The organism is Microcystis flos-aquae FACHB-1344 (genome assembly GCF_014698375.1).
GTDB classification, from domain to species: domain Bacteria; phylum Cyanobacteriota; class Cyanobacteriia; order Cyanobacteriales; family Microcystaceae; genus Microcystis; species Microcystis aeruginosa.
In genome coordinates, this window is sequence record NZ_JACJSW010000180.1 from 71,545 (window position 1) to 80,734 (window position 9,190).

The following is a 9,190-nucleotide window of genomic DNA, read 5'->3' on the forward strand; positions in this document are numbered from 1 at the left end:
CAGGATCAAAATAATGGCCACAGCGACACAATTCTTAAACATTTCTGACTTGACAAAAGATGATTATTGTGTATTCGGTTTAGCGATTTGTTTTCTCAAACAGGAGGGAGAATTAGAAAAAGTGGCGGTGTTAGAACCGATTCCCTCGGCAGCCCTAGAGGCAATTGTCAAAGGAATTCCCACTTCCTACGAATTTGCCCGCGCCATGAGTTTAGGAGAGGTTTTTCAGGACGATAATCCTCAAATACCCAGTAATTTCCCCGATAATGCCCAATTATGCGAGAATTTTGTCGAAAGGGCGATTGCAGCCACTCGCACCTATAAAAATCAACCCCACCTGCAAGGGTTAATCCCCTTGGGCAGCCAAAAAGACGATTTAAACTTTTCCCTAGAGAAAAAACGCATCTTGAATGCTGTTCATGTGGTACGGACGGAGGATAACGTCAAACAACATTCTCACACCCATAAGGTTTTGTAATCAAGGTGAGTTCGGATTAGGGAAATTTGGCAGTTTTCCCTGATTCCGAACTCAGATTATAGCAGTTATCTTAAGGGTGAAGTGCAAAGTTGTGATTTTGAGGAGTCGGTCGTCAGGAGATTATTTTTATTTATTCTCCCCACTTCATAATTGATAATTAGCAGAAATTATTAAGGCAATGCTACACATAAATTTTTGCTGACTGAATAAATATCTTCAAACAAATAATCCCATTGATGTTCTAGGTGTCTAGCAATGTGGTAAGCAAGCAAAGGTGGGACAGCATTACCAATTAATTTGTAACCATCCGTAGCCGAAAGTGAATATTTTTCATCTCCCTTATTTTGTGGACGCACAAATTGAAAATCATCGGGAAAAGTCTGTATTCTCGCACATTCCCGCACAGTTAAACGTCTCATTTTTAACCCTGCTTCTAACTCATTAATTATTTTTCCTCCTAATTCTAAAGATAATCTCCTAAATTCAATATTGCCGTGATGTTCCGAGCGAATAGTCGGACCTAAACCCTGTAAATTAACCTCGATTTGTCCCTGAGTTTTACCATAATGTTTAGCTTTTGAATAACTTTTTTGTGAGAGGTCAAATAACTCATCTTCTGGTTCAGCTAAACCTGATAATATCTGACCCACTGTACTGTAAGTTTTAAGAGGATATATTGACTCAAACAGATTTAATTGATGCTTAATAACTTTATGGGTTGGATGCGGAAAAATATCATTATTTTCTAGATGTCCTATCGCTGTCGCTTTTAAATAGGTTTTATTTAAACCGATAAAGAGAATTCTTTCCCTAGTTTGGGGAATTCCATAATCGGGAGCAAAGAGAAGTTTAGGGATAACTATATATCCATCTTTACCAATGGCACTAAAATCATCTTCAATTATATCTTTAACATTGGACAAAGAGATTAAACCTTTGACATTTTCAGCAATAAAAACTTTAGGTAAGGTTAATTCAATAACTCTTTTCATCCAATAATAGAGTTTCCCGCGATTATCCCGAAAACTATCCTCACTCTCGTCTAGTAGTTTACCCGTGTGACTTTTGTGAGAATTAAACCCTTTTCTTTTTCCTGAAACACTAAAATCTTGACAGGGAAAACCTCCCGTTACTACATCGATATTACTGGGAAAGTGAAACTCTCCTTTTTCTGCTTGTTTGACTAAATCTACAATACTCCCCAAGTGAAATACATTCTTTTTACCCCTTTTTTCAAAGTAGGGAATCCAAGCATTATGGGCAGCCTTAGTTATATCATTAGCAAAGACAGTTTCAAAAGTAGTGCGCGGTAGTTTTAGCCATGGTTCCCGTCTTTCTACTATCCAATCTCGATGAATATTTTCATTAACACAGTCTTGGTGTACCCAAAAACCTCCCTCTAATCCTAAGTCCATTCCCCCGCAGCCAGAAAATAGGGATAAAACTCGCTTTTGTTGCCTATTCATCACTATTGATTAAATGAGTAATTTAATAATATCATACTGATAATCAATTCGATCGAAAGGGATTAATTAAAGTTAGTTGATTGGATATTATTAACCCATCCTGCATATCTTCAGAGTAAAGAAGACTAGCATCGGATGCTAAGGCACTAGCTACAATTAAACTATCCCAAAAAGAAAAACTGTATTGAGTGCGGAGTTCAGAGGCTCTTAAAATAATATTGCGATCAAGTTGAATAACAACACATCCATCGTAAATTTCTTGAATAATTTCTCTAATTTGAACTTCACTTATTTTTGCTTTTTTGGACAGCGCAAACTTCATTAATAATTTGCGTACTGATTAAGATATTTTCCCTGCTAGTTAAAGCGTTCGCTAGATTGCGTTTTCGCATTTCTTCAGCATCGTTACACTCTGGGTCTATTAAAAGACGGTATAGCCAGATATTAGAATCACAAAAACAAAGAGAATTGATCATAATTATAGCTGATGAATTTCTTCCCGATTTAATTGACGAATACCTTTAACAGCAACGGAATTTTGAGTTAATTGGGCAATGATTCCAGTGGTTGATACTTTTTTATTTTGTTTGATCACAATAACTTGAACTTCGCTGTCTTCCCTAAAGTCCTGTTGGTATTCTTCGGGAATTTCGATAATACCTTGTTTGATTTTGGCTTTAAATTCCACTGCATTTAACATATTGTTGCTCTCGAGGGACTGTCTATTAAGATTAATTATAACAAATCCTGGTTAATCCCAACATTTCCTTCGGCTCAAAGGTCTGCGGATTGGCATTGAAACTATTCTTTATCAATAGATTTATTGCGCTGGTACTCCCGAAGAAATCCCTAAGATTTATCCTTCCCTGAGTTGAGAACAAGTTTAGGCGACAATTTTATCTTATCTCCACAACCAAGCATAAGTTAAGCAATACATAGCTGATGGGTGAGAATGGGGTCAAAAAATGCGTGAGTAACCAAAACAAAATCCTTCGACTGTCGTACAGAAATTAATGAAAATTAAAGCGGAAAGACAAGCAAAAAGGCAAAGTTTATGATGTTGCAATATCTGATGGATGACAATATTGACCCATTTTATGTTAAGCAATTACGGAGAAAAAATAGAGATTTAGTGGTTTGGGCAATCGGAGAACCCAATGCACCAGAAAAGGAAACATTAGACCCAGAAATTCTGACCTGGTGTGAGATAAATAATTTTATTCTTAATACAGGTATGAGTATCAGGATAAAAACTAATCAAATCTAAACTAGGCTAATATTCTGGGATATTTCTAGACCATAATAGCCAGAAATTACTGTAATTTGATGGGCGGAGTCGGACTCGAACCGACATGAGGGGCTGCCTCGCCACATTTTGAGTGTGGTGCGTCTACCAATTTCGCCATTCGCCCTTGGCATTAGCTTTATCATTATAACCCATTTTTGGACTCTTTAACAAATTGTGATAATCGGGGGAACTAGCCCAACGATCGATTTCTCGCGCGCGCAGGACGGGGAGGGGATGGGTTAACTGTTGGGTTTGCAAACCCTTTAACATTTCGCCCATTTCCGAGGCGCTGACGGCATCGTAGGACTTGGCCTGATCGATAAAAGCCTCTAAATTTAGTAAAGGTGCGAGACTGGGGGAACCTCCGGCTAACTTCATTAACACCGACATGACGATTTTTGGGTCTTGAACTGCCAATAAAGCCGCTCGATCGCAGCTAAACTCGGCGCAGCGCACCCAGGCTAACATTCTCTCCTGTAGGGATCGTGCTAACATTGTCCCCCAATTGGGCAGTAATCCCGCCGCTAGGACCATAATATTGGCTAAAGTCAGATAAACGCCGTGTTCACATTTGAGATGACCTAATTCGTGGGCCATTACCGCTTGAATTTCCGCGGGAGTCAGCATTTCGATTAGGGAAGTGTGCATCACCATAAACGGTTTTTTGCCGCGCATGGCGAAGGTATAGGCGTTAGGAACGGGGTTTTGTTGAATGTATAATTGAGGTGGTTCTAAGTCGAGAATTCGGCAAGCTTCTAGGAGTAGATTATGCAGGTCGGGTAATTGTTTTTCTCCCACCAAAACACTAGCAGCAATATTATTTAAGTAAAAGAATTCCTCAGCGACGGAACCTAATAAACTTCTCACGGCTATATCTAACCCAGGCAATTGTTTGAGGGAATTAGTTGCCTCTAGGTCGATGGGATGCCGAAAATCATTGGCTTTTAAGCCGAGTAATAACTGTTTTGATAATTCCATATTCTTATTCATTTAACCAAGCTTTGACGCGTTCTAAACTTTTCCAATCGGGTTTTCTAGCCAAACCATCGGCGATATTTTCATCCACTTCTTGGCGAACCTCTTTGTTTAAACTAACTAATTGTTGCACCAGTTCGATATGTTCCCTAACTCCGGCGGTTTTGGTTTCTAACATAGCCAAAACCAAATTGATCCGGTTTTGGGGGGAAACTTTATCGAGTTTAACGGCTTTTTGGGCGGCTTTTAGGGCTAATTCCGGTTTATCGGTGAGCATATATAACCAAGCTAAACAGGACCAAACGGCGGCATTTTTCGGAGTGCGATCGCTTAATTGTTTAAATTCCGGCAATAAACTGGCGGCACTTTCTCCCTGTTGGTAGCGTTCTAAACCTTGTTCGAGGGTAAAATTGGCGGTTTCTGTCATTTTCAGCTAGGGGGTTAATCAAGGAGCAAATTTAACGGTTATCGCTGTATTACACGGGGTTAATACAATTCACCTTTATCTAGTATTCTAGCAAAATTTGTCCCCTTGTCAGCAAAATTTTAAAAGACGATGCCGCGTTCTCGCCAGATCATCAATAGGCCACTCATCGAAACGAATAACATCACTGCTTGTTTAAATTGTTGGGGACTCATTCTTTCTAAAACTTTTTGTCCTAACCAATTGCCCGGCCAGGCCGCTAATCCTAATAATAAACCGTAACCGAGAAAGGGCAGATGTAAAACTCCAAAGGCTGCGTAGGCGATTAATTTGGCCACATGAACTACTACCATGTGAACGGATTTCGTTGCCACCATTGGTTCTTTAACTAGCCCATAGTTGATATAAAACAGGTTCATCATCGGGCCGGTACTACCGACTAATCCTGAGAGGAAAGCGTAGATAAATCCCGAGGGCATAAAATACCAAGTTTTAATCTCAAAAAAAGGATTTTCTTCTTGGGGAAATAATTGTTTAAGCGAGGAGAAAACCAGAAAAATTCCCAAAACTAGCGGCAACCATTTGAATTGTAAATGGGCAAAGACAAAAGCGCCGAGGGTAGATCCCATAATTGCCCCGGGTAGATACCACACCGTCGAGGGCCAGTCAATGGCGCGCCAATACATTCCCATGCGTTGGACGTTACCGAGTAGCATCCCCGTGGTTAAAACTGGAGGAATGACGGCAGCATCGAGAAACCAACCTAAAACGGGGAGTAGAATCAGGGGGCTGCCCCCACCAGCAAGGCTACTAAAAAACCAAGCTAGACTACCTGCCAACATCAAGGTAACAATGATCATCGAGTTGTAAAGTTAAGTTAAAAAGAGCTACTTAATCTATTATGATATCCTCTTTGGGGTCTTCATCGGTATAATGCCATTCCACATTGGGCATAGCCTCGAAAGCTTGCCGGACGTAATCCTCCCAGAGTTTCCGCATTTTGGCTAGGTAGGGGTCTCCTAGGCGCAATTGTAACTTATGACGTAGGCTTAGGCTATTCGCTTCATACATACTCAAATAGATAGGCGGTCCAACGGAAATATTCGATTTCATGGTCGAATCGATGGAAAGTAAGGCACATTTAGCCATTTCCTCTAGGGGTGTATCATAGGTAATAGTGCGATCAAGAATCGGTTTACCGTATTTAGTTTCACCTATCTGTAAAAAGGGCGTTTCTTTGGTGGCTTGAATATGATTTCCCTGGGGATAAATCAGGAATAATTGCGGTTCTTCTCCTTTAATTTGTCCCCCAAGAATAAAGTTACATTGAAAATCAATATTATCTTGTTCTAGCCAAGTTCTTTCCCTAGCTTGTACTTGACGACTTTTATCACCGATATAGTGGGCGATATCGTAGAGATGAGTCAGAGAATGGAGATTTTTATCCTCTTGATTGTGCAGATCTCTTTTTAGTTCGTGAATCACTCCTTGGCTAATCGATAAATTGCCCGATGTACAGACCATAATTACTCTTTCTCCCGATACCGAAAAGTCAAATAATTTCCGATAGGCCGAGATATAATCGACTCCCGCATTCGTGCGAGAATCCGCCCCCATAACAATGCCAAAACGATTGATAATTCCTAAACAGTAAGTCATTTTCAGTAATCAGTAAACAGTAATCAGTAAACAGTAAACAGTAATTAGTAATCAGTAAAAAGTAATTAGTAATCAGTAAACAGTAAACAGTAAACAGTAAACAGTAAACAGTAAACAGTAATTAGTGAAGAGTGAAGAGTGAAGAGTGAAGAGTGAGCGGTGAATAATATCATTTAAAGCTTAAAACTTAAAACTTAAAACTTTAATCTGATAACTAATCACTGATAACTGATAACTGAATTAAGCCATAACCATACCACCATCGACGTTAAAGACTTGACCGGTGATATAAATAGCGGCGGGATCGGCGGCTAAAAAACGCACCATTCCGGCGACTTCTTCCGGTTTTCCATAACGGGAGAGGGGAATATATTTGAGAATTTCATCTGCTTTGAGGTCATGAGTCATATCGGTTTCAATAAAGCCGGGGGCCACGGCATTAACAGTGATGCCTCGACTGGCAAATTCTTTGGCTAAAGTTTTCGTTAAACCGATAACACCGGCTTTAGCAGCGCTGTAATTAGATTGACCCGGATTACCCATCAAACCGGATACAGAAGTGATGTTAATTATGCGGCCGCTTTTCTGTTTTAACATCAATTTACTGACGGCGCGAGTGCAGAGAAAAACTCCGGTTAAATTGAGATCGATGACCGCTTGCCAGTCTTCTAATTTCATTCTTAACATCAGGGTATCCCGGGTAATACCGGCATTATTAACTAAGACATCAATATGACCGAATTTTTCCTTGGTACTGTCCACTAAATTATCCACTTCTTCGCTTTTAGCCACATCTGCTTGTAGAGCGATTGCCTTTCCCCCGGCCGCGGTAATTTCTTCGACAACGGCATCGGCAGCACTGCTAGATTTAGCATAGTTCACCACTACAGTAGCACCCTGGCTGGCTAATTCTAAGGCGATCGCTTTACCGATCCCTCGCGAGGCCCCGGTTACTATGGCTACTTTGTCTTGTAAATGCTGGCATTCTGCGGGTAATAGTTTCATAATTTTCTGCATTCCCCAAATAATCGTCAAATCTCAAGAGAAAACTCTGTACTGATAACTTTGCTCAAAACACTTCATTATCTCACAAGCGGGTTAATCTGACCGCAGAAATCCTCAATGGGGATCGCTCTGTCCCCACTTTCCTGTATAGTATCAGGGAGAATTGGCCGCCACTAATTGATCGAGTTGCTGCTGCATCAAATAACAGACTTTCTCATAACATTCCCGTACATAACGGCGGTCCCGGGCCGCTTTTTTGCCGTAACGTTCAAAAATAATTGGGGGACAAACCCGGGTATGTATCGGTACGGGTAAGGGAATATTCGGCAAGGGACCGATAGCTAGTCCCCAGGGTAAACCGAAATAGATGGGACAGGTCCCAGGGTCAATACCGAAAGGCCAAGGCATACCCTTTTTATGCAATTCTTTTAATTGAGGATAAATATCTTCGAGGACAAACAGAGTCGAGTGAGCGCCGTGGGAAATGGCGGGAATAATCGGCACTTCGTACTGTAAAGCTAGTTTAACAAAAGCTTGATTACCGGCAAAATAAATTTTATTTCTTAAACTGTGGGGACGGAAAACATCCGCAGCACCTCCTGGATAAATGAGGACACTAGCGCCACTATCCAAAGCGGCGATCGCCATTTTCGGATGGGCATGAACGGCCCCCATTTGGGCTGCTAGACTAGCTTGGGATGGAAAAAATCGCCAGACTCGCGAATCCATCAAACCATAGACTAAGCGATCGCTGCCAAAGCGTTGAAACCAATCATACATCATCATAAACATATCGGGAGCCGCTAAACCGCCGTTATGGGAGCCGATGAATAATACTTGTCCTGAGGGGGGAATATTTTCCCAACCATCGGTTTTAACGCGAAAATAATGGTGATAAAACCAATCCAGAAGGGGGACAAATTTTTCGATCACTTGCGGATCCCGATCCTCTAATGACCAACCGGTGAGGGTATCAACAGGGGCCTTAGCCGCTTCTAGGGATAATTCGGCAAAAGTCGCCGTAGATGAGACAAAAGAACTAAAAATCTGCATTGATGCCCAGTGGATAATTTAAGCGCATCTTATTATCGCAAATTTCAGTTAAAAAACCCATCGTTTGAGAACGGCTTTCCTTGATAATTTTATCATCTTTAACGTCTAATCTTCACAGTTGAACCAATTTTTATTTAATAACTGCTCTAAACTGTAAGGACATCCTCGGGGAAAATCGCCAGAAAAACCAGTTTTTTCTTGAACATAATCGAAAGCATCCTGATAGATTATCGGTAATTCCTCAGCTAAATAATTCTGTAAATTCGTCGTTAAACATTTTCTTAATTGCGTGCGAAAACTGATAATTTCCGCTCGCCAATGATTCCGATTTATTTCTGCTTCTGTTGTCCAATATTGTAAAATTAATAAATGCCTGATCACTTGTTCAAGTAAGCTACTGACTCGGTTTTTATCTCTTTTACTCAAGCTTTCTAATTCCTCAATTAAATGGATTACATCTAATTCATCTAAGCGATTTTCCTTGAGGATTTTTATTGTTTCCTCTAACCAAAGATGTTGATCAATTTCGTAAAGTAGGGGCAGGGTTTCTCCTCCCTCTACTTGCCAGGGATTCTGATTTAAAGTTTTCATTTCGTTGTTGGCGGTTTTTAATAGGAGATAAGTACCTCATATATATATTAAGCCACTTTCTCCTAATTTTGATAATGACACGGGAAAAATTACCGCCCATCCTTACAGTGCGATGCCGAAGACACTGCGTAGCAGTACGCCGATCTTGTAGGGTGCGTTAACGTAGTGTAACGCACGTCTTTACTGACTCAAGCCAATTTTGTAGGGTGCGTTAACGTAGTGTAACGCACGTCTTTACTGACTCAAGCTAT

At 40.6% G+C, this 9,190-nt stretch carries 13 protein-coding genes and 1 tRNA gene; 2 read left to right on the forward strand and 12 right to left on the reverse strand.

From position 1 onward, the window contains the following. Positions 1–13: 13 nt before the first annotated feature. Positions 14–478, forward strand: coding sequence for a hypothetical protein (locus H6G48_RS17670; RefSeq protein ID WP_002798136.1), 465 nt, complete (start codon positions 14–16; stop codon positions 476–478). 170 nt (positions 479–648) lie between these two features. On the opposite strand, the gene H6G48_RS17675 is transcribed toward H6G48_RS17670, so the two are convergent. The 4 genes from H6G48_RS17675 to H6G48_RS17685 are packed head-to-tail and all read right to left on the reverse strand — an operon-like array spanning position 649 to position 2,644. Then, positions 649–1,944: a DNA cytosine methyltransferase gene (locus tag H6G48_RS17675; protein ID WP_190722682.1), complete on the reverse strand. Its 1,296-nt coding sequence runs from the start codon at positions 1,942–1,944 to the stop codon at positions 649–651. A gap of 43 nt (positions 1,945–1,987) precedes the next feature. Next, a complete protein-coding gene (locus H6G48_RS26460; protein ID WP_242034685.1) occupies positions 1,988–2,266 on the reverse strand; it encodes a PIN domain-containing protein in 279 nt (92 codons plus the stop codon). Further along, a complete protein-coding gene (locus H6G48_RS26465) occupies positions 2,229–2,420 on the reverse strand; it encodes a PIN domain-containing protein (protein ID WP_242034686.1) in 192 nt (63 codons plus the stop codon). Before H6G48_RS26465 ends, H6G48_RS26460 begins: the two co-directional genes overlap by 38 nt. Before the next feature lie 2 nt (positions 2,421–2,422). Beyond that, positions 2,423–2,644 carry a hypothetical protein gene (locus H6G48_RS17685; protein WP_190722683.1) on the reverse strand — a complete coding sequence of 74 codons (222 nt, stop codon included), beginning with the start codon at positions 2,642–2,644 and terminating at the stop codon, positions 2,423–2,425. Positions 2,645–3,016: 372 nt separating this feature from the next. Here H6G48_RS17685 and H6G48_RS17690 point away from each other — a divergent pair, with 372 nt between their 5' ends. Beyond that, positions 3,017–3,211, forward strand: coding sequence for a hypothetical protein (locus H6G48_RS17690; protein ID WP_190722684.1), 195 nt, complete (start codon positions 3,017–3,019; stop codon positions 3,209–3,211). 60 nt (positions 3,212–3,271) lie between these two features. Here the strand turns inward: H6G48_RS17690 and H6G48_RS17695 are convergent. From H6G48_RS17695 to H6G48_RS17730, 8 genes are all read right to left on the reverse strand, one after another. Continuing rightward, positions 3,272–3,356 (reverse strand) — tRNA-Leu (locus tag H6G48_RS17695). Next, on the reverse strand, positions 3,335–4,222 hold the full coding sequence (locus H6G48_RS17700; protein WP_190722685.1) for a M48 family metallopeptidase: 888 nt from the start codon (positions 4,220–4,222) through the stop codon (positions 3,335–3,337). The genes H6G48_RS17695 and H6G48_RS17700 overlap by 22 nt, the downstream gene beginning before the upstream one ends. Then, positions 4,215–4,634 carry a tetratricopeptide repeat protein gene (locus H6G48_RS17705; RefSeq protein ID WP_190722686.1) on the reverse strand — a complete coding sequence of 140 codons (420 nt, stop codon included), beginning with the start codon at positions 4,632–4,634 and terminating at the stop codon, positions 4,215–4,217. The genes H6G48_RS17700 and H6G48_RS17705 overlap by 8 nt, the downstream gene beginning before the upstream one ends. Positions 4,635–4,753: 119 nt before the next feature. Then, positions 4,754–5,491 (reverse strand): sulfite exporter TauE/SafE family protein, encoded by a 738-nt coding sequence (locus H6G48_RS17710; protein ID WP_190722687.1) that lies wholly within the window; start codon positions 5,489–5,491, stop codon positions 4,754–4,756. Positions 5,492–5,522: 31 nt separating this feature from the next. After that, positions 5,523–6,290 carry a proteasome-type protease gene (locus H6G48_RS17715; protein ID WP_190357143.1) on the reverse strand — a complete coding sequence of 256 codons (768 nt, stop codon included), beginning with the start codon at positions 6,288–6,290 and terminating at the stop codon, positions 5,523–5,525. A 240-nt stretch (positions 6,291–6,530) separates the two neighbouring features. Then, entirely contained in the window at positions 6,531–7,307 is a 777-nt protein-coding gene (fabG, locus tag H6G48_RS17720; protein ID WP_002782849.1) for a 3-oxoacyl-[acyl-carrier-protein] reductase, read from the reverse strand. Between the two features lie 141 nt (positions 7,308–7,448). Next, entirely contained in the window at positions 7,449–8,348 is a 900-nt protein-coding gene (locus H6G48_RS17725) for a lysophospholipid acyltransferase family protein (protein WP_190722688.1), read from the reverse strand. A 105-nt stretch (positions 8,349–8,453) separates the two neighbouring features. After that, positions 8,454–8,939 (reverse strand): DUF29 domain-containing protein, encoded by a 486-nt coding sequence (locus H6G48_RS17730; RefSeq protein WP_190722689.1) that lies wholly within the window; start codon positions 8,937–8,939, stop codon positions 8,454–8,456. Positions 8,940–9,190 lie beyond the last annotated feature (251 nt).

Excerpts from the sequence above, each read along its gene's own strand:
- H6G48_RS17700 (WP_190722685.1), bottom strand. The coding sequence starts at position 4,222 with ATGAATAAGAATATGGAATTATCAAAACAGTTATTACTCGGCTTAAAA.
- H6G48_RS17705 (WP_190722686.1), bottom strand. The coding sequence starts at position 4,634 with ATGACAGAAACCGCCAATTTTACCCTCGAACAAGGTTTAGAACGCTAC.
- H6G48_RS17690 (WP_190722684.1), top strand. The coding sequence starts at position 3,017 with ATGGATGACAATATTGACCCATTTTATGTTAAGCAATTACGGAGAAAA.
- H6G48_RS17670 (WP_002798136.1), top strand. The coding sequence starts at position 14 with ATGGCCACAGCGACACAATTCTTAAACATTTCTGACTTGACAAAAGAT.
- H6G48_RS17685 (WP_190722683.1), bottom strand. The coding sequence starts at position 2,644 with ATGTTAAATGCAGTGGAATTTAAAGCCAAAATCAAACAAGGTATTATC.
- H6G48_RS26460 (WP_242034685.1), bottom strand. The coding sequence starts at position 2,266 with ATGAAGTTTGCGCTGTCCAAAAAAGCAAAAATAAGTGAAGTTCAAATT.
- H6G48_RS26465 (WP_242034686.1), bottom strand. The coding sequence starts at position 2,420 with ATGATCAATTCTCTTTGTTTTTGTGATTCTAATATCTGGCTATACCGT.
- H6G48_RS17725 (WP_190722688.1), bottom strand. The coding sequence starts at position 8,348 with ATGCAGATTTTTAGTTCTTTTGTCTCATCTACGGCGACTTTTGCCGAA.
- fabG (WP_002782849.1), bottom strand. The coding sequence starts at position 7,307 with ATGCAGAAAATTATGAAACTATTACCCGCAGAATGCCAGCATTTACAA.
- H6G48_RS17715 (WP_190357143.1), bottom strand. The coding sequence starts at position 6,290 with ATGACTTACTGTTTAGGAATTATCAATCGTTTTGGCATTGTTATGGGG.
- H6G48_RS17675 (WP_190722682.1), bottom strand. The coding sequence starts at position 1,944 with ATGAATAGGCAACAAAAGCGAGTTTTATCCCTATTTTCTGGCTGCGGG.
- H6G48_RS17730 (WP_190722689.1), bottom strand. The coding sequence starts at position 8,939 with ATGAAAACTTTAAATCAGAATCCCTGGCAAGTAGAGGGAGGAGAAACC.
- H6G48_RS17710 (WP_190722687.1), bottom strand. The coding sequence starts at position 5,491 with ATGATCATTGTTACCTTGATGTTGGCAGGTAGTCTAGCTTGGTTTTTT.